The organism is Azospirillum sp. A1-3 (assembly GCF_023806445.1).
Taxonomy (GTDB): Bacteria; Pseudomonadota; Alphaproteobacteria; order Azospirillales; family Azospirillaceae; genus Azospirillum.
The window spans coordinates 116,182-140,591 of the sequence record NZ_JAMSLU010000002.1; the positions used below are offsets into that span (position 1 = coordinate 116,182).

22 protein-coding genes and 2 pseudogenes are annotated in these 24,410 nt (G+C 65.4%); 15 read left to right on the top strand and 9 right to left on the bottom strand.

Going from position 1 to position 24,410, the window contains the following annotated elements; genetic code table 11:
- Positions 1-12: 12 nt before the first annotated feature.
- The 4 genes from M5E06_RS13880 (at position 13) to M5E06_RS13895 (ending at position 2,977) form a co-directional block, all read left to right on the top strand.
- The gene (locus M5E06_RS13880) at positions 13-1,059 is read left to right on the top strand and encodes a 2,5-dihydroxypyridine 5,6-dioxygenase NicX family protein (RefSeq protein WP_252138663.1); all 1,047 of its coding nucleotides are present in this window, start codon (positions 13-15) and stop codon (positions 1,057-1,059) included.
- On the top strand, positions 1,056-1,670 hold the full coding sequence (locus M5E06_RS13885) for an isochorismatase family protein (RefSeq protein WP_252138664.1): 615 nt from the start codon (positions 1,056-1,058) through the stop codon (positions 1,668-1,670). Before M5E06_RS13880 ends, M5E06_RS13885 begins: the two co-directional genes overlap by 4 nt.
- A 190-nt stretch (positions 1,671-1,860) precedes the next feature.
- Positions 1,861-2,478, top strand: a complete 618-nt coding sequence (locus tag M5E06_RS13890; protein ID WP_252138665.1) for a TetR/AcrR family transcriptional regulator — start codon at positions 1,861-1,863, stop codon at positions 2,476-2,478.
- Positions 2,479-2,560: 82 nt separating this feature from the next.
- Entirely contained in the window at positions 2,561-2,977 is a 417-nt protein-coding gene (locus tag M5E06_RS13895; protein ID WP_252138666.1) for a hypothetical protein, read from the top strand.
- Positions 2,978-3,051: 74 nt separating this feature from the next.
- Here the strand turns inward: M5E06_RS13895 and M5E06_RS13900 are convergent.
- Both M5E06_RS13900 and M5E06_RS13905 read right to left on the bottom strand, forming a co-directional pair.
- Positions 3,052-3,510, bottom strand: a pseudogene (locus M5E06_RS13900) (DDE-type integrase/transposase/recombinase); the annotation flags it as partial.
- A gap of 54 nt (positions 3,511-3,564) precedes the next feature.
- Complete coding sequence (locus M5E06_RS13905) at positions 3,565-4,533, bottom strand: IS5 family transposase (RefSeq protein WP_252138667.1); 969 nt, start codon at positions 4,531-4,533, stop codon at positions 3,565-3,567.
- 547 nt (positions 4,534-5,080) lie between these two features.
- Here M5E06_RS13905 and M5E06_RS35555 point away from each other — a divergent pair.
- Together M5E06_RS35555 and M5E06_RS13915 are read left to right on the top strand one after the other, a co-directional pair.
- On the top strand, positions 5,081-5,278 hold the full coding sequence (locus M5E06_RS35555; RefSeq protein ID WP_286208813.1) for a helix-turn-helix domain-containing protein: 198 nt from the start codon (positions 5,081-5,083) through the stop codon (positions 5,276-5,278).
- 138 nt (positions 5,279-5,416) lie between these two features.
- Positions 5,417-6,616, top strand: a complete 1,200-nt coding sequence (locus tag M5E06_RS13915; protein WP_252138668.1) for an IS256 family transposase — start codon at positions 5,417-5,419, stop codon at positions 6,614-6,616.
- A gap of 297 nt (positions 6,617-6,913) precedes the next feature.
- Here M5E06_RS13915 and M5E06_RS13920 read toward each other — a convergent pair whose 3' ends face one another.
- From M5E06_RS13920 to M5E06_RS13935, 4 genes are all read right to left on the bottom strand, one after another.
- Positions 6,914-7,114 carry a site-specific integrase gene (locus M5E06_RS13920; protein WP_252138669.1) on the bottom strand — a complete coding sequence of 67 codons (201 nt, stop codon included), beginning with the start codon at positions 7,112-7,114 and terminating at the stop codon, positions 6,914-6,916.
- A 205-nt stretch (positions 7,115-7,319) separates the two neighbouring features.
- Positions 7,320-8,519 (bottom strand): IS256 family transposase, encoded by a 1,200-nt coding sequence (locus M5E06_RS13925; RefSeq protein WP_252138668.1) that lies wholly within the window; start codon positions 8,517-8,519, stop codon positions 7,320-7,322.
- Between the two features lie 89 nt (positions 8,520-8,608).
- A complete protein-coding gene (locus tag M5E06_RS13930; protein ID WP_252138670.1) occupies positions 8,609-9,394 on the bottom strand; it encodes an RES family NAD+ phosphorylase in 786 nt (261 codons plus the stop codon).
- A complete protein-coding gene (locus M5E06_RS13935) occupies positions 9,381-9,770 on the bottom strand; it encodes an MbcA/ParS/Xre antitoxin family protein (protein WP_252138671.1) in 390 nt (129 codons plus the stop codon). Before M5E06_RS13935 ends, M5E06_RS13930 begins: the two co-directional genes overlap by 14 nt.
- 384 nt (positions 9,771-10,154) lie before the next feature.
- Here M5E06_RS13935 and M5E06_RS13940 point away from each other — a divergent pair.
- Positions 10,155-11,362 (top strand): annotated as a pseudogene (locus M5E06_RS13940) (IS256 family transposase).
- A 206-nt stretch (positions 11,363-11,568) separates the two neighbouring features.
- Here M5E06_RS13940 and M5E06_RS13945 read toward each other — a convergent pair.
- Positions 11,569-12,564, bottom strand: a complete 996-nt coding sequence (locus M5E06_RS13945; RefSeq protein ID WP_252138672.1) for an MDR family oxidoreductase — start codon at positions 12,562-12,564, stop codon at positions 11,569-11,571.
- A gap of 91 nt (positions 12,565-12,655) precedes the next feature.
- Positions 12,656-13,369: an IS6 family transposase gene (locus tag M5E06_RS13950; RefSeq protein ID WP_252138673.1), complete on the bottom strand. Its 714-nt coding sequence runs from the start codon at positions 13,367-13,369 to the stop codon at positions 12,656-12,658.
- A 62-nt stretch (positions 13,370-13,431) separates the two neighbouring features.
- On the opposite strand from M5E06_RS13950, the gene M5E06_RS13955 reads away from it, so the two are divergent.
- The 6 genes from M5E06_RS13955 to M5E06_RS35560 all read left to right on the top strand — a co-directional run bounded on the left by M5E06_RS13955 (position 13,432) and on the right by M5E06_RS35560 (position 19,770).
- Complete coding sequence (locus tag M5E06_RS13955) at positions 13,432-13,701, top strand: LysR substrate-binding domain-containing protein (RefSeq protein WP_252138674.1); 270 nt, start codon at positions 13,432-13,434, stop codon at positions 13,699-13,701.
- 310 nt (positions 13,702-14,011) lie between these two features.
- Entirely contained in the window at positions 14,012-16,501 is a 2,490-nt protein-coding gene (locus M5E06_RS13960) for a bifunctional diguanylate cyclase/phosphodiesterase (RefSeq protein ID WP_252138675.1), read from the top strand.
- Between the two features lie 89 nt (positions 16,502-16,590).
- Positions 16,591-17,127 (top strand): peptide deformylase, encoded by a 537-nt coding sequence (gene def / locus M5E06_RS13965; RefSeq protein ID WP_252138618.1) that lies wholly within the window; start codon positions 16,591-16,593, stop codon positions 17,125-17,127.
- 166 nt (positions 17,128-17,293) lie between these two features.
- A complete protein-coding gene (locus M5E06_RS13970) occupies positions 17,294-18,328 on the top strand; it encodes an alcohol dehydrogenase catalytic domain-containing protein (RefSeq protein WP_252138619.1) in 1,035 nt (344 codons plus the stop codon).
- Positions 18,315-19,001, top strand: a complete 687-nt coding sequence (locus M5E06_RS13975) for a cupin domain-containing protein (RefSeq protein WP_252138676.1) — start codon at positions 18,315-18,317, stop codon at positions 18,999-19,001. The genes M5E06_RS13970 and M5E06_RS13975 overlap by 14 nt, the downstream gene beginning before the upstream one ends.
- Before the next feature lie 13 nt (positions 19,002-19,014).
- Complete coding sequence (locus M5E06_RS35560) at positions 19,015-19,770, top strand: FAD-dependent oxidoreductase (RefSeq protein ID WP_286208814.1); 756 nt, start codon at positions 19,015-19,017, stop codon at positions 19,768-19,770.
- On the opposite strand, the gene M5E06_RS13990 is transcribed toward M5E06_RS35560, so the two are convergent.
- Positions 19,658-20,578 carry a LysR substrate-binding domain-containing protein gene (locus tag M5E06_RS13990; protein ID WP_252138677.1) on the bottom strand — a complete coding sequence of 307 codons (921 nt, stop codon included), beginning with the start codon at positions 20,576-20,578 and terminating at the stop codon, positions 19,658-19,660. The genes M5E06_RS35560 and M5E06_RS13990 overlap by 113 nt on opposite strands.
- A gap of 108 nt (positions 20,579-20,686) precedes the next feature.
- Here M5E06_RS13990 and M5E06_RS35565 point away from each other — a divergent pair, with 108 nt between their 5' ends.
- On the top strand, positions 20,687-22,750 hold the full coding sequence (locus M5E06_RS35565) for an oxidoreductase (RefSeq protein ID WP_286208815.1): 2,064 nt from the start codon (positions 20,687-20,689) through the stop codon (positions 22,748-22,750).
- Between the two features lie 26 nt (positions 22,751-22,776).
- Positions 22,777-24,381, top strand: a complete 1,605-nt coding sequence (locus tag M5E06_RS14005; protein WP_252138678.1) for an ABC transporter substrate-binding protein — start codon at positions 22,777-22,779, stop codon at positions 24,379-24,381.
- The last annotated feature ends 29 nt before the right edge of the window (positions 24,382-24,410 follow it).

The window sequence follows — 24,410 nt, forward strand, 5'->3', positions numbered from 1 at the left end:
AGGACCCCCGCGATGTCCGTCAGCGATGCCGACATGGTCCGCGCCTGGACCCATGTCCTCACCCTGTCCAACCTGAAGCCCGGCGATACTGTCACCCTGCTGACCAGCGCCAACACCCACCCGCAGACCCTGCAGACCGCGCGGATCGCCGCCGGGATGATGGGGGCCGTGGTGAACCGGCTCGACCTGCCGCCGATGAACGCCGAGTTCGCGCACAGCCGCGACAGCCTGGCCTATCTCGGCACCACGCCGCTGACCGGGAACGGCGCCGCCATCGCGGCGCTGAAGGAAAGCGATATCGTGCTGGATCTGATGACGCTGCTGTTCTCGCCCGAGCAGGCGAAAATCCTGGAGAGCGGCACCCGCATCCTGCTGGCGGTCGAGCCGCCCGAGGTGCTGGTCCGCCTGCTGCCCAGCCTGGAGGACAAGGCCCGCGTCGGCGAGGCCGCCGCCCTGCTGTCGGGCGCTCGGGAGATGACCGTCACCTCGGCCGCCGGCACCGACCTTCGGCTGCCGCTGGGCGAGTTCCCGGCGATCCAGGAATATGGCTTCGTCGACGAGCCCGGCCGCTGGGACCATTGGCCGAGCGGCTTCGGCCTGACCTTCCCCAACGAGGGCAAGGCGGAGGGCCGCGTCGTGCTGGAACGCGGCGACATCCTGCTGCCGATGAAGTCCTACGTCACCAACCGCATCGAGATGACGGTGGAGAAAGGCTATGTCACCGCGATCACCGGCGGCATGGATGCCGACCTGCTGAACGACTACATGGAGGTCTTCGACGATCCGGAGGCCTATGCCGTTTCCCATATCGGCTGGGGCCTGCAGAAGCGGGCGCGCTGGTCGACGCTCGGCCTGTATGACCGGGAGGGCACCATCGGCATGGACGCCCGCGCCTTCGCCGGCAATTTCCTGTTCTCCATGGGGCCGAACAACGAGGGCGGCGGGTCGCGCACCACCGCCTGCCACATCGACATTCCCATGCGCAACTGCACCGTCCGGCTGGACGGCCGCGAGGTGGTCCGTGAAGGCCGCCTTCTCGAACAGGAGTCCGTGGCATGAGCGAGCCGACACAAGCGGTCTACGAGCGTCAGGGCTTCGGCCAATCACTGGGCATACAGGGGCGGATCGGCCTGCTGATCGTCGATTTCGTCAACGGCTTCGCCGACCCGGTGGTGTTCGGCGGCGGCAACATCCCCGCCGCCATCGCCCGTACGGTCACGGTGCTGGAGGAGGCGCGCAAACGCGGCTGGCCGGTCGCCCACAGCCGCATCGTCTATGCCGACGACGGATCGGACGCCACCGTCTTCTCGATCAAGGTGCCGGGCATGTTGACGCTGACGGAGGACGCCCCGGCCAGCGCCATCGTCCCGGAACTGACGCCGGCCGCGGGCGAACTGGTAGTGCGCAAGACCAACCCGTCGGCCTTCTTCGGCACCGGCCTTGCCCCCTGGTTGACGCAGAAGGGGGTGGAGACGCTGCTGGTCGCCGGCTGCACCACATCGGGATGCGTGCGGGCCAGCGTGGTGGACGCCATGTGCCACGGCTTCCGGCCGGTGGTGCTGTCCGACTGCGTCGGCGACCGGGCGATCGCGCCGCACGAGGCCAACCTGTTCGACATCGCCCAGAAATACGGCGACGTCGTACCCGCCGAGCGTGTGTTGGCACTGTGACAGGGTGAAAGGAGTGGATGCACCTTTGCCCAACGATGATATACGTGCCCGCGACAAGGACGATTCCTCCGCGGATGTCATGAAATCAGTGAGTTCACAGTCCAAAGCGGCTCCGGAGACGGCGGCCAAGCGGGGACGCCCGGCGCAACGCCGCCGGGCCGGCCCCGGTCGGCCGGAAGGCGTAAGCAACGTGCGCGACGAGATCCTCGACGCGGCGGAGTTCGAGTTCGCCAATCTCGGCTATGCCGGCACCAGCCTGCGCAACGTCGCCGAGGCCGCCCAGGTGACGCAGGCGCTCATCAATTACTATTTCGGCTCCAAATATGGCCTGTTCGAAGAGGTCTTCCTACGCCGGGGACGGCAGATCGCGGAAGACCGCATGCAGCGGCTGGAAGAACTGCGTCGCGCCGGCAAGCCTCCTGCGGTGGCGGACATCGTCCGCGCCTTCCTGATGCCGGCCCTTTCGATGCGCTCCACTGCGGCCGGCCGCACCTTCATGCGGCTGCAGGCCCGGCTGCACACCGAACCGCCGGAAATCTCCTATAAGCTCCGCAACGAGGCCTACGAGACCTCCACCCGCCTCTTCACCGAGACCCTGCGCGATGCCCTGCCGCATCTGTCGGAAAGGGATGTCTATTGGCGGATGACGCTGATGATCGGCGCCTATCTCTACGCCTTCTCCGACACCCACAGACTGGAGGAGATGGCGCCTGGTATTGTCAACCTGGATGACTCCGACGAAATACTGAATGCCATCACTAGCTTCGTCACTGCAGGCATGCTGGCTCCATCTCCTGGCGCTGACTGAAGGGTCCAAATCTGATTTGGATCAACGCGGCACGTGCTCCTTGGGCGATATTAACCGGTCGATTAATTTATGGAGAGCCACCATGTCGTCCATCGCAGGAGCGTCCAAGTCTTTGGTCCCTATGGGGTGGTGCACCGCCTTTGTCGACCGCTGGCGTATTGGTCGTTGGCTGCATGAGTTTATGGCGCTGGAACCGCTAAACGGTAAGGCGGTCCTACACGATGCCGGCTTGGCCGGATCGGACTTGGCTAAAGCTGCGCGCGCGGTCCACGTTCACGCATTGTTGCCGGCTGCTCTCGCTCTGCACGGCGTCGATGGCACTGCGTTGGAAGCCGAGCGGGCGGACGTGATGCGGGATCTCGTGAGAGTATGCATGCATTGCCGCAGTGCGCGCGCCTGTGCTCGCACGCTGACCGGCGACATCGATCGTGCTGAACACGCCGGCCTGTGTCCGAATGTGTTGACCCTGGACATGCTAAGCAAGCCGGACGGCGGGTAAAGGATCGGTCCCTGCTGGAACCAAGGGCTCTGTCGCAAAGTTTGCCGGCAAGCGGGAGATAATGGTTGCAGGAATCACCGCCGACACGATGCGTCCCGGAGTTCGAACTGCTGGTTGATGAACTGGACGGCCTCGGCGAACACACCGGATCCAAGGTTGAAGGCGCGTTCGACGAGGCGCGCCTCACCCCGCATGTCTCGGGTGATGTTGAAGCTGGACGCTTGGCCTTTGCGGAGCGCCCGCATCACCTCAAATCCCCTGATCGTTGCGTAGGCCGTCTTCAGGGTCTTGAAGCCTCGCACCGGGCGGATCAGCTGCTTCAGCTTGCCATGGTCGGCCTCCACCACGTTGTTCAGATATTTGACCTGCCGGTGCTCGGTCTCCTCGGGACACTTGCCCTCGGCCTTCAGCTCCGCCAAGGCCGGCCCATAAGTTGGCGCCTTGTCGGTGTTGATGACCGTCGGTGTCTCCCACTCCTTCAAGCTGTTCAGCGCCTTGGACAGGAAGCGCTTGGCAGCGGCGGTGTTGCGCGTCGGGCTGTTGCATGGAGGTTCCGAGGGCAAGAGAAGCCGCAACTCCACCGCTGATCAGGCGATGCGGACGGAGTTCGGGCGTCCGAGGTCGAGCATGCGGTTGAGAATCGCGACGCCAAAGGCGATATCGGTGGCCTGCGCCGCGTCACAGTGGAACCGCAACGCGTCACCGAGGACGCCCTTCCAGCGCGCCATTTGGCTTTCCACGCCCGCCTGCTCGTTGTAGCCGCTGATCCGCTGCCACGCCATCCGGCCCTTCTCAGCGATGGTCAGGATGTGGTGGTCGCGCTGGGTGGGCGCCGTCTCAGCGGTGTCGCTAAGCACGGCGTCTCTGCGCGGCGGCGCCACGACCATGGCCTTGGGATGACGCTGCTGGAGCGCCGCGTAAACCCGGTTCCGGTCATACGCGCCGTCCCCGGTCAGCGAAGCCACCGGCTCGGTGATCTGATCGAGCAAGGGACCCACCTGCGAGGCATCATCAACACCACGGTCGGTCAGCGTGGCAGCGACAATCCGGCCGCTGCACGCATCCATGCCGATTTGCAGGGCGCGCCGGGAGCGCCGTTTTCTGGTGCCGTGCTTCTCGATCAGCCATTCGCCCGGTCCACACAGCTTCAGCCCTGTGCTGTCTACCAGCAGATGAAGGGGGCCGCCGTTAGAGCGCGGTGCTGACGGCAGCGTGACCATCCGAGCGCGACGGGCGATGGTGGAATGATCCGGCACCGCCAGATTCACGCCGAGCAACTGGAGAATGGAGGCGAGGAGACCTTCCGTCTGGCGCAGTGCCAGACGAAACACCGCGCGCAGCATCAGCGCCGTAGTGATCGCCAGGTCCGAGTAGTAGGGCTGCCCACCCGGTGTGGTGCGTGGCACCGCCTTCCATTGCTGGATCGCCTCGTCCGTGACCCAGACGGTGAGGCTGCCGCGCTGACGCAAGGCCGCATCATAACCGGCCCAATTGGTCACGCGCCGTTTCGGTCGCGGAATGTGGTGACGGCGAGCGGCGTTCGCTTTGTAGGGCACGGCCGGAAACCTAAACGTAGACGGGGCCGTTGCCTACGATAGCGATCCCATCCGTGCAACAACCCGTCTCACGCTTGAACTCGTCCGTGAAGGATCGCCTCGTCTTCGTCATCAGACACCTTCCCGCTCCACTCGGAGCTTAGCTGAGGTGTCCACCCAGGCGGGGCAAGATCAGACTGCCGTCACGACTTCTGCATCCGCGTCGATGAGCCAGGCAGTAGTTAACCGTCGTTGCCGACTTTGGCGCATAAATTGGCGGGAGATCGGCTGCGTCAGGACAACGAGGTAGGAAAGCGGCCCTGATGAAGTCGAGCCCCCGATGCCGTACCATGTGAAGGAGAGCCGCTGTCGCTTTCTCCTAGGAATTTTCATTGAAAGATTTCAGCGTCAAACGACCCTGATCACATAACAAGAATCCAGATGAGACCCGAACAGAATATATTGAAATCAATCGACTAGAGCGGATTGCGGGGCATCTGAATCGGGGATTCCCATTACCGGGCAGTTATGATTGAAGGTTCGGACTGGTTGAAGGAGGCCGGTCTGGATGGCGAAAGCACTGTCGGTCGATCTTCGTCGGCGCGTGGTGGAGGCGGTTGCGGCTGGAGCCTCTTGCCGAGCGGCAGCTACGCGCTTCGAGGTCGGGGTTTCCTCGGCGATCCGATGGGTTGCCCGTGCACGAACGCGCGGCGACCTGAGCCCGGACAAGCGCGGTGGCAAGGTCGTGCCCCACGGGGTGGTGTAGGAGCTGTGGGGAACCGGCCCGCCGTAGCGCCCTCCGATGGCTGGCGTAGGCGGGCCGGTTATCCATAGCGGGGCGGTCATCGCGGTTCTTCGGTAGAGTCTGGTCACCACACCTCAACCCGACCGAAGGGTGACCACGATGACCGACGAGATGATGGCGCTTCGCGCGATGCTTGAGAAGGGCGCGGATGCCGATGTTCTGCGTGAGATGATCGGCTTTGCCGCTGAACGGCTGATGGAGTTGGAGGTGCAGGGCCTGACCGGGGCCGGTCATGGCGAGCGGTCTGCCGAGCGGCTCGTCCAGCGCAATGGCTACCGGGATCGCGACTGGGAGACCCGCGCCGGCACCGTCGAGCTGCGCATTCCCAAACTGCGCAAGGGCTCCTACTTCCCCGGCTTTCTGGAGCCGCGGCGGATGGCCGAGAAGGCACTGACGGCAGTGATCCAGGAGGCCTACATCCAGGGCATCTCGACGCGCTCAGTGGACGATCTGGTCCAGGCGATGGGAATGTCTGGCATCTCCAAGAGCCAGGTCAGTCGGTTGTGCGCCGAGATCGACGAGCGGGTGAAGACCTTTCTCGGCCGTCCCATCGAGGGCGACTGGCCCTACCTGTGGCTGGATGCCACCTACGTGAAGGTGCGCCAGAACGGACGCATCGTTTCGGTCGCCGTGACCATCGCGGTGGCGGTCAACACCGACGGCCGGCGCGAGGTGCTGGGCATGGACATCGGCCCGTCCGAGGCGGAAACCTTCTGGATCGAGTTCCTGCGCAAGCTCAAGCGCCGTGGTCTGAGCGGCGTCAAGCTGGTGATCTCCGACGCCCATGGCGGCATCAAGGCCGCCGTCACCCGGGTCTTCCAGGCGACGTGGCAAAGGTGCCGGGTCCATTTCTCCAGGACAGCGCTTGCCCACGCCGGCAAGAGCGGGCGCCGTGTCGTGGCGGCCTTCATCGCCACGGCCTTCGCCCAGGACGATGCGGCATCTGCTCGCACGCAGTGGCGGCAAGTGGCCGATCAGGTCCGGGCCAAGCTGCCGAAACTGGCCACCCTGATGGACGAGGCGGAAGAAGACGTCCTGGCCTACATGACCTTTCCCAGGGAGCATCGGGCCAAGCTCCACTCGACAAACCCGATTGAACGTCTCAACGGTGAGATCAAGCGGCGCACCGAGGTTGTCGGCATATTTCCCAACGAGGAAGCGATTACGAGGCTCATCGGCGCCATCCTCTTGGAGCAAAACGATGAATGGGCCGTTCAGCGGGCACGCTACATGACGCTGGAAACAATCGCCCCGCTCGGCGATGATCCCCTCGTCAGCCTGCCCGCCGTGGCCGCCTGACAATTCCGGCCAGACCAGCCGGAGAACCCGGTGAGCGACCCAACTCCTACACCACGCTCAGGGGCACGATCGGTGGCAATGTCCGCTCGCATCGGATCGACGAGCACCAGTGTCGCTTTCTCCCGAGATTTTTCATTAAAATTTTGGGGTCAAACAACCTCGCTCGCGTAACCCAAAGCAGTTGGGGCGTCCGGCAAGTCCAATGAAATCAACAGGTCGACATCCAGGAAAGATTTGAATTACAAATTGGGCAGTGCCACAGCGGCTTTAATTCTACCTGCACATTCCAGTCGACCGCTATGTGCGCTCATCCTTCCCCCGCCGCACCCGAGCCACCGCACCTCGCGTCGCCCGCAGGCGCTCGGTGTAGCGTGCCGGCATCACCGGCGACGTCCACCGCACCGCCTGCATCAGCCCGGGCAGATCGACGCCGGCGGCCAGCGGGTTGGCTTTGCCGGTGCGCCGCTCCACCACGCGGCGCACTGCCGCCGAGCTCATCCGTTCGCCGGCACCACTGGCGATGAGCAATCCAAATCGGCTTGCTGTTTTAAGAACGGCTTTTCATGAATCGATTCATGACAAGCCGCCCACACCTTGATCTTCACTCCTGCGGTGGGAGCAACGCCCGGACCGATCGTGCCCCTGAGCGTGGTGTAGGAGTTGGGTCGCTCACCGGGTTCTCCGGCTGGTCTGGCCGGAATTGTCAGGCGGCCACGGCGGGCAGGCTGACGAGGGGATCATCGCCGAGCGGGGCGATTGTTTCCAGCGTCATGTAGCGTGCCCGCTGAACGGCCCATTCATCGTTTTGCTCCAAGAGGATGGCGCCGATGAGCCTCGTAATCGCTTCCTCGTTGGGAAATATGCCGACAACCTCGGTGCGCCGCTTGATCTCACCGTTGAGACGTTCAATCGGGTTTGTCGAGTGGAGCTTGGCCCGATGCTCCCTGGGAAAGGTCATGTAGGCCAGGACGTCTTCTTCCGCCTCGTCCATCAGGGTGGCCAGTTTCGGCAGCTTGGCCCGGACCTGATCGGCCACTTGCCGCCACTGCGTGCGAGCAGATGCCGCATCGTCCTGGGCGAAGGCCGTGGCGATGAAGGCCGCCACGACACGGCGCCCGCTCTTGCCGGCGTGGGCAAGCGCTGTCCTGGAGAAATGGACCCGGCACCTTTGCCACGTCGCCTGGAAGACCCGGGTGACGGCGGCCTTGATGCCGCCATGGGCGTCGGAGATCACCAGCTTGACGCCGCTCAGACCACGGCGCTTGAGCTTGCGCAGGAACTCGATCCAGAAGGTTTCCGCCTCGGACGGGCCGATGTCCATGCCCAGCACCTCGCGCCGGCCGTCGGTGTTGACCGCCACCGCGATGGTCACGGCGACCGAAACGATGCGTCCGTTCTGGCGCACCTTCACGTAGGTGGCATCCAGCCACAGGTAGGGCCAGTCGCCCTCGATGGGACGGCCGAGAAAGGTCTTCACCCGCTCGTCGATCTCGGCGCACAACCGACTGACCTGGCTCTTGGAGATGCCAGACATTCCCATCGCCTGGACCAGATCGTCCACTGAGCGCGTCGAGATGCCCTGGATGTAGGCCTCCTGGATCACTGCCGTCAGTGCCTTCTCGGCCATCCGCCGCGGCTCCAGAAAGCCGGGGAAGTAGGAGCCCTTGCGCAGTTTGGGAATGCGCAGCTCGACGGTGCCGGCGCGGGTCTCCCAGTCGCGATCCCGGTAGCCATTGCGCTGGACGAGCCGCTCGGCAGACCGCTCGCCATGACCGGCCCCGGTCAGGCCCTGCACCTCCAACTCCATCAGCCGTTCAGCGGCAAAGCCGATCATCTCACGCAGAACATCGGCATCCGCGCCCTTCTCAAGCATCGCGCGAAGCGCCATCATCTCGTCGGTCATCGTGGTCACCCTTCGGTCGGGTTGAGGTGTGGTGACCAGACTCTACCGAAGAACCGCGATGACCGCCCCGCTATGGATAACCGGCCCGCCTACGCCAGCCATCGGAGGGCGCTACGGCGGGCCGGTTCCCCACAGCTCCTACACCACCCCGTGGGGCACGACCCCCGGACCCTCGGGTCGGCGTCGAACTCGGCGAGGTCGAACTCTCGCTGCAGCGGCGGAAATTCACGCCAGACCTGCACCTTGGTCGGGCGGGCGAACAAATGCCACGTCTCGAGCCGCCGCGGGTTGGGCTCGGAAAAGGCCGAAGGCGTCAGGACCGCCAGACAGCGACCGTCCGGATCGCGTGCTGATTGGTACCGGATGACCTCGATCCCGGTCTCCCGCGACCGGTCGGCCAGATCCTGACACGCGGCGTAATCGGTGGGATGTGTCCAGTCCGCGGCGGCGGAAAGCGGCGGCTCCGTCAGGTCGATGGACCGCTCGGTCTCGCACATCGCCGAGAAGGCCCGATGCTCGACGGGCCGGGCCGGCAGCACCATGCCCGGGGCTTCGCGGAAAAAGAGCATCCGGTAGAAGGCCAGCTCGGTCATCGCCGTCATCACCTGTTCGGCGGCATAGAACACCCCCGGATAGGCGATCGCCCGGCGAAAGCGCGAAGCGTTCGGATAGGGCGTGTAACGGAACGGTGTCGCCAGAAGGAAGTGGAGACCAGCACACTCCGCCGGCAGCGATGGCTTGACCTCCTCGATCAGCTCCTCCAGCAGGGCCTGATCGTCGAGATCCTCGGTCAAACGCATGGTCGAGGCTTTGTTCTGGCTCTCGACCACGCGCCAGATCTCGCCGCGATACGGCTCAGGCTCAAACGATGGCACGGCGGCTGTCCAGGTAGGTGACGCTGCTGACCAGGCCGGTGACCGTCTGGACAAGATCAATCGGCCGGCCGTTCAAAGCCCGGTTTTCCGTCTGCATCCACGACTGCGAGGCGGCGTCATCGCTTCCGACGATCGCATCCAGGCTCCGGAACAGCCGCAGGAACAGCTGCGCCAGTTCGAACGGCTTCGAGCCGTCGGCCAACAGGTAGGCCCCAGTCTTCATTCGGGACACGGTCGGCACCGACACGCCCAGCATCTCCGCCACCGCGGCGTTCGGCATGGCAAGGTGCTCGGCCGCCCGCACCGTCGCCGTCGTCAGAACCTTCTGGCGCCGGGTGGCGCGGTCGGGATCAGCTTGCCTCTTGGTGTTTGGCATTGTTCGTCTCCTGAAAAAAAAAGACCTCTGCTTATCTGTGGATCAAGTTAGGCTTTAGGATGCCCGGGGTCAAGGCCGTACACCGCAGCATGGTTCGAGATCGCCCAGGCTGGTGCCAAAACTCACCCTTGCGACAGATCGTTCGGAGGCTCCTGAACCCTTGCGCTTTCACCAGAACGGGCGCGCGCGGTAACATCCATGGGCGTGGTGGAAAAAGCGCCCATGAAGGATCGGGCTGGGGCCGGGCGAAGCTCGCACACAGCGTAGCCCGGCCCCAGCCTGATCCTCCGCCTCGCAGGCGGTGTGTTCGGCGGCAGGAGGTGGTCATCGCGCATCTTCGGTAAGGTCAAGTTGCAACACGCGACCACGACCAAGGACACGACGATGACCGACGACAGAATGGCACTGATCGAGCAAATCCAGAAGAGCACGGACGGCGACTTCCTGCGCTCTGTCGCCGAGCACACGTTGCATCGGCTGATGGACTTCGAGGTTGAGGGGCTGCTCGGCGCCGCTCGCCATGAACGCACCGACACGCGCTCCACCTACCGCAACGGCTCGCGCCCGCGCCAGCTCGACACCCGGCTCGGCACGCTGGACCTGAAGATCCCCAGGCTGCGCCAGGGCTCCTACTTCCCGGCTTTCCTGGAGCCGCGCAAAACCGCCGAGAAGGCGCTCACCGCCGTCATCCAGGAAGCGTGGATTCAGGGCGTTTCCACGCGCAAGGTCGACGACCTCGTCCAGGCGCTCGGCATGACCGGCATCTCCAAGTCCCAGGTCTCGACGCTGTGCCAGGAAAATTGATGAGCGTGTGCAGTCCTTCCTAGAGCGTCCGCTGGAGGGGGACTGGCCGTACCTCTGGCTGGATGCCACCTACCTGAAGGTCCGCCAGGGCGGCCGCATCGTGTCGATCGCCGCGATAATCGCCACCGGCGTGAATCAGGACAGGCGGCGCGAGATCCTCGGCCTTGGGCTTGGGCAATCGGAGGCGGCGATCTTCTGGATTGAGTTCCTGCGCGGCCTCGTGCGGCGTGGCCTGAAAGGCGTGAAGCTGGTGATCTCTGATGCCCATGAGGGGCTGAAGGCGGCGATCAGCCAGGTGCTGACCGCCACCTCAACGTTGCCGTGTTCATTTTCTCCGCTCGCTGCTCTGCCACGTGCCCAAGGGCCAGCAAACCGTGGTGTCGGCCGCTGTGCGCCAAGTCTTCGTGCAGTCCGACCGCAAGAACGCCGGTGAGGTCTGGCGCCATGTCGCCGATCAGCTGCGGGCACGCTTTTCCAAGGTAGCAGCACTACTCGACGACGCCGAACATGACGTGCTCGCCGACATGGAATATCCCGAGGCGCACCGCACCAAACTACACTCAACCAATCCTCTTGAACGTCTCAACAAGGAGGTCAAACGCCGCACTGATGTTGTTGGTATATTCCCGAACGAGGAAAGTGTTCGAAGGCTCGTCGGCGCGGTCTTGCTGGAGCAAAATGATGACTGGCAGCTCCAGCATCGTTACCTGACGCTCGAAACCATGGCCGGGATCGCCGCCGCCAATGAGCCCGCCATCACACCGCTCCCCTCAGCAAAGGCGGCCTAACCGACGACGCTCCTGACCACCTTCCAATTTCCACCACCTTGACGGACGTGACCGGCTCGTCGGCGCGATCTTGCTGGAGCAAAACGATGACCGGCAGCTCCGGCATCGTTGCCTGACCCTCGAAACGATGGCCGGTATCGCCGCCGACGAGCCCGGCCACATTCCAATGTCCACCACCTTGACGGAAACGTTGCGGCGTTACCCCCTCAACGGGTGACGTCGATGACGACACGGCCGCGGATCTGTCCAGCGAGGATCTTAGTGGCCAGATCGGGCAGTGCGTCGAAGGGCTGCACGTCGTACATCGCCTTCAACGCGGTCTTGTCCATGTCGCGGGCCAGCCGCGCCCAGGCGGCGTTGCGGAGGCGCTGCGGAGCCATCACCGAATCAACGCCGAGCAGCGCGACGCTGCGCAGGATGTGCGGCAGCACCGTGCCGGGCAGGTCGGACGAACCGGCCAAGCCACAGGCGGCAATCGCGCCACCCCACACGGTTTGCGACAACGCGTTGACCAGCGTTTGCCCGCCCACCGAGTCGACGCCGCCGGCCCAACGTTCCTTCTGCAAGGGCGCGCCCTTTTCCAGAAGGGCGGCGCGGTCGATGAAGCCGGTGGCGCCGAGCCCCCGCAAATAGTCGTGCGTCTCAGGTCGGCCAGTGGAGGCCACCACCGGGTAGCCGCGCTTGGCGAGCAGCGCCACCGCGACGGAGCCGACACCGCCGGCGGCTCCCGTGACCAGCACTTCCTTGCCGCCCGGCTGAACGGCGCCCCAACGCTCCAACGCGTCCACGCACAGCGCGGCGGTATAGCCGGCGGTGCCGATGCCCATCGCCTCTTCGAACGAGAAGGCGTCCGGCAGACGGGTCAGCCACTCTGCCTTCAGGCGCTGGAAGCGGGTGTAGCCGCCCCACTGCGTTTCCGACATGCCCCAGCCGTTGGCGACCACCTTGTCGCCGGGCTTCCAGTCGGGAGAGCGGGATTCGACCACGGTGCCGGCCAAGTCGATGCCGGCGACCATCGGCAGCTTGCGGGCGATCCGGCCCTTGCCGCTGACCGCGAGCCCGTCCTTGTAGTTGACGGTGGAATAGGCGACCTCGACCAGTACATCGTTGTCCGGCAGGTCGGCCAGCGTCAGCGTCGTGAAGCCCCCCTTGGGCTTGCCGTCGACATCCTTGATCACAAAGGCTTTGAAGTTCTCGGCCATGGTTGGTCTTTCCCTGCAATGAGGAGTTACCGCCGGAGGGTTCTGTTGCAAAGCCTGACGTTGGTCGCGGAGAACCGTGGCATCAGCACTGTCAGGTGGCAACTCCGAACAGCGTGGCGACAAAGGTGGTCTGGGCCGACATGTCGTTGGCGGGAATGGCGGCGACCTGCCCTTTGCGCACCATCGCCAGGATCTCGTAGCCGGCGAGCGTCCGGCGCGCCGTGTGAAAGCCCTGGAACCCGAGCCCCGGCCGGACCAGCCGTTTGATCCCTCGGTGATCCTGTTCAACGATGTTATTCAGATACTTGACCTGGCGCAGCTTGGTGAAGCGCCACAGCTCGCCGTTCTTCTTCATCGTCTTGGTCGCGCTCGGGTAGGCAGCGTTCTTGTCCACCGTGAGGGTGCGCGGGTTCACGGTGTACGGCTGCTTCAGCGCCTTGCGGAAGAAGCGCCGGGCGGCGGCGACATCGCGTTTGGCGCTGAGCAGAAAGTCGATCGTCTGCCCATGCGCGTCTACGGCGCGGTACAGATACATCCAGCGGCCCTTCACCTTGACGTAGGTCTCGTCCACCCGCCAGGAGCCGGTGGTCATGCTCAGGTGCGGACGCAGGCGTTTGTCCAGTTCTGGCGCGTAGGCCTGGATCCAGCGGAAGATGATTGTGTGATCGACGGCGACGCCGCGGTCGGCCAGCATCCGCTCCAGATCGCGATAGCTGATCGGGAATTGCAGATACCAGCGGACCGCCCACAGGATCACCTCTGCCGTGAACTGCCGCCCCTTGAACAGGCTCTTCCTGCTGCGCATCACCGCGTCACCTCAACGCCGAAATGGCTGGGTTTTACCCGATCTCTGCCCGCCCGCAAACTTTGCAACGGAACCGTTCGATCAAGCTGCGCATCCAGGTCCGCAGCTTCGACGGGATGTGCCGGATGATCGAGGAAAATCTCGGCATCGGCATCCTACACCTGATGGCGATCGAGCATCAGATCGCCACGGGGCGCATCCGTGCCATTCCGCTGGCCGAATCCTGGGCCGCGCGCCGCCTGTTCCTGTGCGAGCGTGACATGGCATCGCTGCCGGTGAGCGCCCGGCAACTGGTTCAGCATCTCGCCGCCGCGGCCGAACCATCGGCCTGACGGCACGGGACAATGACCTGTCAGATCAGGTCGACTGATTTTGACTTTCGCCAAATTGGTGCTTAGAGTCAAAATGGAGCGCAAGGATTGATAGAGGAGAGAACCCGGAAGATATCATGTATAGGGGCTATATGGTTTTATCGAGGCATTGCGGGTTCCGCGCTTGTTTTATCTTTTCTCTTCGAGGTCAATATTGTTGATGAGTTTGCATTCCAATGAAATACGGGCTTGCACATGAAATTGTCGACGGCTCTGTAATGTGTCTGCTGACTCGGGTGGCGTCCCCGAATGGGGCGGATGTCGTGAAACGGTGACGAAGATCTTGATGCGTGTCGGGAATCTCAGCCTGAAACTGAAGCTTACGCTTGGCGCGATCGTGCTGGGCGGGGTGCTGCTGCTCGCGCAGTCGGTTCTTCAGTTCTATGCTCTGCGCAGCGAGGTGCTGGAGCGGATCGAACGGCAGCAGTTCGATCTGCTGTCGGAACTCGCCGCCCATATGGACGACCAGATTTCCGAACGGATGACGGCGCTCGCCCAGGCCGGCACTGTGGTGTCGCCGGAGATGATGGCGGACCCGGTCAGGATGGAAGACCATCTGCGCGAGGAGACCGCCCTGCTCAGCATGGTCGACGACCTCTATCTGTTCGACGCCGCCGGCCAGCTGCTGGTGGACTGGCCGCACAAGCCCGGCCGGCGCGGCCTGAACATGAGCAACCGCGACTATATCCAGCAGGTCCGCGCCACCCTGCGCCCGGCCATCTCCAGGCCGATCCTCGGCCAGGCCACGCACCAGCCGATCATCGTGCTGGCGGCGCCGATCCTGGACGCCGAGGGCAATCTGGTCGGGATCATCGGCGGGGTGCTGAACCTCTTCAAACAAAACCTGATCGGGGCACTGGCCGACCGCCGTGTCGGGGACGGCGGATATTTCTATCTGGTGGCCGAGGACCGTACCACCATCGCCCATCCGGACCACGACCGGATCATGCGGCGGATCACCGAACCGGGGATCAACTCGCTGCTGGACAGCGCGTTCGCCGGCTTCGAAGGTACTGGGGAGGGGGTGAACAGCCAGGGGCTGGAAGGGCTGTTCACCTTCAAGCGGCTGGCGACCACCCGCTGGGTCCTGGCATCGGTCATCCCGTCCGGCGAGGCGTTCAGTTCGATCTATGTGATCCAGCGGCGCATGATCCTGACCACCCTGCTGCTGATCCTGGTGGCGACGCCGGTATTGTGGGTGCTGGCGCAGTCGCTGCTGAAGCCGCTTTTGCGGCTGGCCGATGCAATGCACGGGTGCGCCACCCGGATGCTCCGGGGGGAACCCGCCATTGCGGTGGCCGAAACCGGCAGTCCGGAAATCCGCACTGTCGCCCGTGCCTTCAACGAATTCCTGAAGGCGCGCAACCAGGCCGAACTGGCTCTCCAGCGGCTGGCGCACCACGACGCCCTGACCGGGCTGCCCAACCGCATCCTGCTGGCCGACCGCATGGAACAGGCGATGACGGAGGCCAAGCGGACCGGCCGGACCATCGCCGTCGCCTATCTGGATCTGGACGGGTTCAAGCCGATCAACGACCGCTTCGGCCATCATATGGGCGACATCCTTTTGCAGGAGCTCGCCTATCGCCTGAGCGACGTCATGCAGGCGGGCGACACCCTGGCACGGCTGGGCGGCGACGAGTTCGTCGTCCTTCTGCTCGACCTGAAGGGGCTGGACGATTGCACCGCGACGCTCGACCACCTGCTGGCGGCGGTGCGCGAGCACATCCATCTTCCCCAGCTGACCGATCCCCTGTCGGTCACCGCCTCGCTCGGCGTCACGCTGTACCCGTTCGACGACGCCGACCCGGATACCCTTCTGCGTCACGCCGACCATGCCATGTATCAGGCCAAGAACAAGGGGCGGAACTGCTATCAGCTGTACGATCCGGAGGAGGAGCGGCACCACGCCACCTGGCAGGCCAACCGCGACTGCATTTACGCCGCCTTGCATGCGGGACAGTTCGAACTCTACTACCAGCCGAAGGTCAACATGCGGCTGGGCACCGTGGTCGGTGCCGAGGCGCTGATCCGATGGAACCACCCCGAGCAGGGATTCCTGCCCCCAGGCCAATTCCTGCCGCTGATCGAAAGTTCCGAACTGGACATCGAAGTCGGCGAATGGGTGATCCGCACCGCCCTGGCCCAGATCGCCGCCTGGAAGACGACCGGCCACGCCATTCCCGTCAGCGTCAACATCGCCGCCGCGCATCTGCTGCACCCGGATTTTCCGGTCCGTCTGACGGCGATCCTCGCCGAATATCCGTCGGTGCCGCCCGGCATGCTGCAGATCGAGGTGGTGGAAACGGCAGCGCTCGAAGACATCGCCCGCGCCAAGCTGACGCTGGACACCTGCCGGCATCTCGGGGTCAGCGGGGCGCTGGACGATTTCGGCACCGGCTATTCCTCGCTGACCTACCTGCGCCACCTGCCGATCGACACGCTGAAGATCGACCAGTCCTTCATCCGGCATCTGGAAGAGGACGCCGACGATCTGACCATCGTGAAGAGCATCATCGTCCTTGCCCAGGGCCTCGGCCGTGCGGTGGTGGCCGAGGGGGTGGAAAAGGTCGAGCACGGCACCACCCTGCTGATGCTGGGGTGCGACCTGGGCCAGGGCTATGGCATCGCCCGGCCGATGCCGGCCTCCGCCTTCCTGCCCTGGATGCACGGCTGGGCCCCCGATCCGGCTTGGCTGGAGACGCTGGCTCTGGGGCAGGACGGATACGCCGACGCAACCGTGCCGGCGCGCGTGTCCTGACAGGCGGCGTGTCCTGACAGGCCGCACTTGCACTTCGACCGGTCTCCATGCCTCATTGAGCCGATCGGATCGGAACGACGGACAACATCATGCGTGAAATCCTGAAGATGGGTGATCCCCGGCTCCAGCGGGTGGCGAAGCCGGTTGAGGACATTCACGACCCGGCATTGAAGTCGCTGATCGCCGAGATGTTCGAAACCATGCATGCCATCAACGGCGCGGGATTGGCTGCGCCGCAGATCGGCGTCGACCTGCGGGTGATCATCTTCGGTTTCGACTCCAATCCGCGCTATCCGGACGTGCCGCCGGTGCCGGTCACCACGCTGATCAACCCCTGGTTCGAAAAGCTCGCGGACGAGGTGGAAGAATCCTGGGAGGGCTGCCTGTCGGTTCCGGGAATGCGCGGCATGGTTCCGCGCTGTGCGCACATCCGCTATGGCGGCACGCTGGAAGACGGCACGACGCTCGTCCGCGAGGCGAAGGGCTTCCACGCCCGGGTTTTCCAGCACGAGTTCGACCATCTCGACGGCTTTCTCTATCCCCAGCGGATCGTGGACATGACGAAATTCGGGTTCATCGACGCCCTGTTCCCCGATTCCGGGCTCGCGGATCTGGAAGCGCACTGACACGGCACGGCTCGCGTCTCATGCAGGAGATTCATCGCTCGATGAAATAATGCCATTTTTGGTCATGACCGGCGTCTGCTACCACCTGATGAAAGCCCCCTGACGCGCCATCCTCACCACGATGGGTGCGCGCCAGGGGCTTCGGCGGACATCGGGGAGACGAAGGATGACGGCTACCCATCGCGCCATGGCGGTCACCGCTCCGGGTCGGCTGGAGCTTGTCGAGCGACCGGTCCCGGTTCCGGAGGCAGGCGAGGTGCTGATCGCGGTCGAGGCCTGCGGCATCTGCGGGGCCGACCGCAGCGATGTCGAGAAGGCGGACCCCGCGCTGGGCCGGGTTCCCGGTCATGAGGTGGTGGGGCGGATCGCCGCCGTCGGGCCGCAGGTGCCGGCGGTCTGGACGGTCCGCCGGCGCGTCGGCATCGGCCGCTTCGGCGGACATTGCAGCGATTGCCGGGAGTGCCGCCGCGGCAGGTTTCACCTGTGCCGGCAGCAGCCGGTGATGGGAGCGAGCCGCGACGGCGGCTATGCCGAGATGATGACCGCCCGCGCCACCGGCCTCGTCTCCATTCCCGACGACCTCTCCTCGCAGGAAGCCGCGCCGATCCTGTGCGCGGGTCTCGCCACCTTCAACGGGCTGAAGGCCTCCGGCGCCGGACCGGGCGACACCGTGGCCGTGCTCGGCATCGGCGGCCTTGGCCACATGGCGGTACAATATGCCTGCCGGATGGGATTCCGCGTGATCGCCATCGGCCGCGGGCAGGACATCGCCGCGGATGCCTTGACGCTCGGCGCCCACCACTATGTCGATGCCGAACGGGAAGACGCCGCCTCCGTGCTGATGACGTTCGGGGGAGCCGCAGCGCTTCTCTCGACCATCGGCGACATGGGCGTGGTCGCGTCGGTGATGCCCGGGCTCGCGCCGGAGGGGCGTCTGGTGCTGCTCGGCATCGGCAAGGATCCGCTGGCGGTGTCGACGCCGCATCTGGTGGGCGGCGAGCGATCCGTCGTCGGCTCGATCACCGGTTCGCCCTGGGACAACGAGCGGGCGCTCGATTTCAGCGTGCTGACCGGCGCCCGCCCCTGGATCGAGACCCTGCCGCTGGCACGGGCCGACGAAGCCTTTCGCAGGATGCTGTCCGGCGACGTGAAGTTTCGGATGGTGCTGACCATGGGAGATTCCGCCGTTGCGCCTCAATGACGATCTGATCCGTCCGGTCACCGTCCAGGCCGGCACGCTCGACTGGATGCCGAGCCCCGTCGCCGGTGTCGACCGCCGCATGCTCTACCGCGAAGGCGGCGAGGTGGCCCGCGCCACCTCCATCGTGCGCTATGCCAGGGGCAGCGCCTTTCCCGCCCACCCCCATCCCGGCGGCGAGGAAATCCTGGTGCTCGACGGCACGTTCCAGGACGAGCATGGCGACTACCCGGCAGGAACCTATTTCCGCAACCCGCCCGGCACGTACCACAGCCCCGCCGCGGCGGACGGCTGCACCATTCTGGTGCGGCTCTGGCAGTTCCGCGAGGGCGACCGCAAGCAGATCGTCCGCCGGCCCGGCGAGGGCGAGGCCGCACCGTTGCGCGACGGCGCATCGGCAGCGCGGCTTCTGTTCGACGATGGCGCCGAGCGGGTGGTGATCGAGGATTGGAGGCCCGGCGCCACGGTGACGATCCCGAGCCAACGCGGCTTGGAACTGTTCGTCATTGCCGGCCGGCTGACCCAGGACGGCGAGGATCTCGCTCCCCACGGCTGGTGCCGGCTGCCGGCGGGGTACGACGTCACCGCCGTCGTCGGGCCGGAGGGCGCCAGCCTCTGGATCAAGGACGCGCCGTTGCAGCACCCCGACATCCTGCCGATTCCAGAGCGCTCCTGAGAGGACACCCACCATGACAGAGACACAGGTCGTCATTCTCGGCGGCGGTCTTTCCGGGCTGAATGCGGCACGGCTGCTGCACCGCGCCGGCATCGATTTTCGGCTGTACGAGGCCCGCGACCGGCTCGGCGGCCGCATCCTGACCGTGAATGCCGCCGGCGAGCCGGCTGACGACGGCTTCGATCTCGGCCCGTCCTGGTTCTGGCCGGACATGCAGCCGGCCATTGGCGCGCTGGTCGCCGAACTGGGGCTCGCAAGCTGCGGTCAGCACAGCAAGGGCGACGTGGTGTTCGAACGGATGTCGCGCGAACGCCCCCACCGCCTTCCCGGCCTTGGCCAGGACCCGCAGTCGCTGCGCCTCACCGGCGGCTCCGCCGCGCTGATCCGCACCCTGGCGGACTCGCTGCCGCCGGACCGGGTTCGGGCCGGCGCCCAGGCGGTCGCCTTGCGCCTTCTTCAGGATGGGGTGGAGGTGTCGCTGCGCCACCGCGATGGCCGTGAAGAGACCGTGCGCGCCGCACAAGTCGTCGCCGCCCTGCCGCCGCGTCTGCTGGAAAGCACGGTCGGGCTTTCCCCTGCCCTGCCGCCACCCCCGTTCGCGCATTGCTGGAAGAGGAGTGAGCGGTGGCGGGGCGCATCGTCTCATCACTCGATGGTCACGCGGGCCGGACAACGTCAAGGCGATCCAGATCGTCGCGCATCACCGCGATCAGCCATTCGCAGATTGCCGACACAACGGGCTGCAGCGGACGGTCTTTCGGCGCGATGAGCGAATGCCAGCGCCTGGTGCGAATTTCGCCAGCGCCTGCGCGAACCAGATGCCCTTCGCAAAGCGCGCGAGATGCGACGCTTACCCAGCCGAGCGCGATCCCCTCGCCATTCTGCGCGGCCTGCAGCGCCACCGAATAGTCCGAGAACACATCCCAGGTCCCGATGCTCTCCAGACGCTCACGCGGGTTCAGAAGCCTATTCCAGTGAGCCTTATGCTCGTCGTTCAGGTTCAGAAAGACATGGCGCTGCGGATCGGCCTCCAGGGGGCCGCGCTCCGCAAGATAGGTAGGGCTGCAAACCGGCATGATGATCTCCGGCGCAAACGGCCAAACGTGATAGCGCGGGTCGTCGGCCTCGACGATGCGGGTGGCGACGTCCGCGTCGGACGGGGGCTGGCCCAGCATTCCCTGCACCAGATCCAGACGCAGTTCGACGGTCGGGAATGCCGCCTTGAAGGTGCGTAGCCGAGGCACCAGCCAATGGGTGGCGAAAGAACTGGAGAAGGACAGGGTAACCCGTGTTCTTTCCGCGCGCTGACGCACAGCATCAACTGTGCGGTCGATCGCCTCCAGACTGTCGCGCATCGTGCGGAAAATCTCGTCACCGTCGGCGGTCAGGATAATGCCGGTGGGGGTGCGCTGGAACAGCCGCAGGCCCAGCCGATCCTCGAGCTGCGCGATGCTGCGGCTGACGGACGGCTGCGTGACGTTGAATTCTCGCGCTGCAGCCGAAAAGCTGCCCGTCCGGGCGGCTGCCTCGAAGATGAACAAGGTCCGAGCAAGGGGAGCGATGCTGCGCAGGGCCATACGCTCAGTGTATACCCCTTGCACGTTTTATCAAGCTTCCCGGCCTGTGCTCCACAGGTACATCCTTGACCCATGCCCCCCTGGGTACGCCAAGGAGAATCCCCAGCCATGCAGATCGCGGTGCATCTCGCGGCCCAGCCCAATTCCCAGAACAGCTCCCAGACTTCCGATCCCCTGCTGTCGCCGTTCCGGCTGGGCGGGCTGCTGCTGCGCAACCGCATCATCAGCACAAGCCATGCCTCGATGCTGGACGAGGGCGGCATGCCGACCGAGCGGTACCAACGCTACCACGAGGAAAAGTCCAAGGGCGGCATCGCCATGACGATGATCGGCGGCTCCGCCATGACCTCGCGCGATTCCAGCTGGGGTGGCGGGCAGCTCAACCTGTCGAGCGACGCCATCCTGCCGCATCTGGAGGCGATGGCAGGGCGCATCCACGACCATGGCGCCGCCATCATGTGCCAGGTGTCGCATCTGGGGCGGCGTGCGACCGCGCTCGGCAGCGGCTGGCTGCCGGCAATCGCGCCGTCGCGCGTGCGCGAAACGCGAACCCGCAGCTTTCCCAAGGAAATGGACCGCGCCGACATCGACCGCGTCATCGCCGACTACGCCGCCGCCGCAAGGCGCTGCCGGCAGGCCGGGCTGGACGGGGTGGAAACGCTGGCCGGCGGGCATCTGATGGGCCAGTTCCTGTCGCCGCGTACCAACCTGCGCACCGATGGCTTCGGCGGTTCGACCGAGAACCGCGCCCGCTTCGTGCTGATGGTGCACGAGGCGATGCGCAAGGCTGTCGGCCCGGATTTCGTCATCGGCATCCGCTACGTCGTCGACGAGGGGGGCGAGGACGGGCTGCACATGGACGAAAGCCTTGAAATCGCCCACATGCTGCAGCGGGAAGGCCATATTGACTTCTTCAACTGCATCTATGGCCGGATGGACAGCGATCTGCTGCTGACCGAGCACAACATGCCCGGCATGTTCCAGCGCAGCGCGCCGTTCCTGGCCGAGGTGCGGCGCTTCCGCGCTGAGGTCGCGCTGCCGGTCATGCACGCCGCCGGCATCCGGGACGTGGCGACGGCGCGGCATGTCCTGCACGAAGGCATCGCCGATCTGGTCGGCATGACGCGGGCGCACATCGCCGACCCGCATCTGGTCGCGAAGATCCAGCGCGGCGAGGAGGATCGCATCCGGCCCTGCGTCGGGGCGTCCTATTGCCTGTACCGCAAGGCGCATTGCATCCACAACCCCGCCACCACCCGCGAAACCACGCTGAGCCACGAGGTCACCCCCGCCGATACGCGGCGCCGCGCGGTGGTGGTCGGCGGCGGTCCCGCCGGGATGGAGGCCGCCCGCGTGCTGGCCGAGCGCGGCCATCGCGTCACCCTGTTCGAGGCGGGAAGCCGGCTGGGCGGGCAGGTCCTGATCGCCGCCGGCGCCGATGGGCGGCAGGACCTTCTCGGCATCACCGAATGGCGCCGGAGCGAGCTTGAGCGGCTGGAGGTGGACGTTCGCCTGAACATGTATGCCGAAGCCGCCGACGTTTCCGCCGAAAGCCCGGACATCGTCATCGTCGCCACCGGCGGCGTGCCCGACCTGGATTGGCTGGATGGTGGCGACCATTGCACCAGCGTCTGGGACATGCTGTCCGGCCATGTCCCGGCGCAGGATGACGTGCTGATCTATGACGGCACCGGCCGGCAGGCCGCACCCTCCTGCGCGCTGAAACTGGCGGCGGCGGGAAAGACGGTGACTTTCGTCACGCCCGATGCCGCCGCGGCGGTCGAGATGCCGTACCAGGACACCTCCAGCTTCCGCAAAAGGCTGTACCAGAAGGGCGTCACCCCGCTGGTCGATCACCGCCTGATCCGGGTGCGCCGCGAGGGCAACCGCCTCGCCGCTGTCCTGCGCAACGAGATGACGGAGCAGGAGCGCGTGATCGTCACCGGCCAGATCGTCGTCGAACACGGCACGCTGCCGATGGACGATCTGTTCCACGATCTGCGCGCCGCATCCCTGAATGACGGCATCACCGACATCGACCGCCTGCTGGCGGGCCAGCCGCAGGATCTGCAGCCGGGTCGTTTCGCCCTGCACCGCATCGGCGACGCGGTGGCCAGCCGCGATCTGCATGCCTCGATCTTCGATGCCTACCGCCTGTGCAGCCAGCTTTAACCACAATAGAACAGGGAGCGGCGACAATGACGACGATCACGAACTGGACCCCGCGCGACGACCGACAGGTCGAGGACGCCATGCGCCGCGGCGCCAGCCGGCGCGAGCTGTTGCAGATGGTCATGGCGGGCGGGATCGGGCTTGCAGCGGGCGGCGCGATCCTGGGGCGGGCGGCCGCGGCGCTGGCGGCCACGCCGGTCAAGGGCGGCCACCTGATCGCGGCGGGCTGGTCGGCGTCGACCGCCGACACGCTGGACCCGGCCAAGGCGTCGCTCTCGACCGACTATGTCCGCTGCTGTTCGCTCTACAGCCGCCTGACGGTGCTGGATCCGGCGGGTGCCGTGCAGATGGAACTGGCCGACGGCATCGAGACCCCCGATGCCAAGGTCTGGACCGTCAAGCTGAAGCGGGGCGTGACCTTCCACGACGGCAAGACGCTGACCGCCGACGACGTGGTGTTCTCCCTGCGCCGCCATCTCGATCCGCAGGTGGCCTCGAAGGTCGCGGCGATCTCCAAGCAGATGACGGCCATCAAGGCGCTCGACCCCGCGACCGTCCGAATCACGCTGGCCGCGCCCAATGCCGACCTGCCGACGATCCTTGCCATGCATCACTTCATGATCGTGGCCGACGGCACCACCGATTTCAGCAAGGGCGTCGGCACCGGCGCGTTCCGGCTGGAGCGGTTCGAGCCGGGCACCCGGTCGGTCATGTCGCGCAACGAGGCGTATTTCAAGATGCCTGCGCCGTTGCAGAGCTTCGAATTCTTTGCGGTGGCGGACGACACCGCCCGCGCCAACGCGCTGCTGAGCGGGGACGTGCACATCGCCGCGAACATGAAGCCCGCGCAGCTCCGCCTGCTGGAGACCCAGCCGGGCGTGGTGCTGGAACGCAGCATCGCCGGGAACTACACCAACCTGAACATGCGGCTGGACATGGCGCCGGGGGACCGGGCCGATTTCGTTACCGGCATGCGCCATCTGGTCAACCGCGCGCAGATTCAGAAAACCGTCTTGCGTGGTATCTGCGAGCCTGGGAATGATCAGCCCGTGCCACCGTCCAGCCCGTATTTCAACGCGGACCTCGCCGCCCCCGTCCATGACCCCGAAAAAGCAAAAGCGCTGTTCAGCAAGGCGGGAGTGCTGGGACAGGCGATCCCGATCGTCGCGTCGGATGCCGCGGTGGGATCGATCGACATGGCGACGATCGTGCAGCAGGCTGGCGCCGGGATTGGCATGAACTTTCAGATCAACCGCGTGCCCTCGGACGGCTATTGGTCGAATTATTGGCTGAAGGCGCCGGTGCATTTCGGCAATATCAATCCTCGCCCGACGCCGGACATCCTGTTCTCGCTGCTTTACGCCTCGGACGCGCCCTGGAACGAAAGCCATTATCGGTCCGAACGGTTCGACCGGCTGCTGGTCGAGGCGCGCGGCAGTCTGGACGACACGCAGCGAAAGCAGATCTATGGCGAGATGCAGGGCATGATCGCGACCGAGGCCGGAACGATCATCCCCGCCTATATCTCCAACGTCGACGCCTTTTCTCAGAAGGTGAAGGGCATGCGGAAAAGTCCTCTGGGCAATCTGGAAGGCTATGCGTTCGCGGAACATGTCTGGCTGGCCGCCTGATACAATGGATCGGCGGGCCGGGGCGGGCG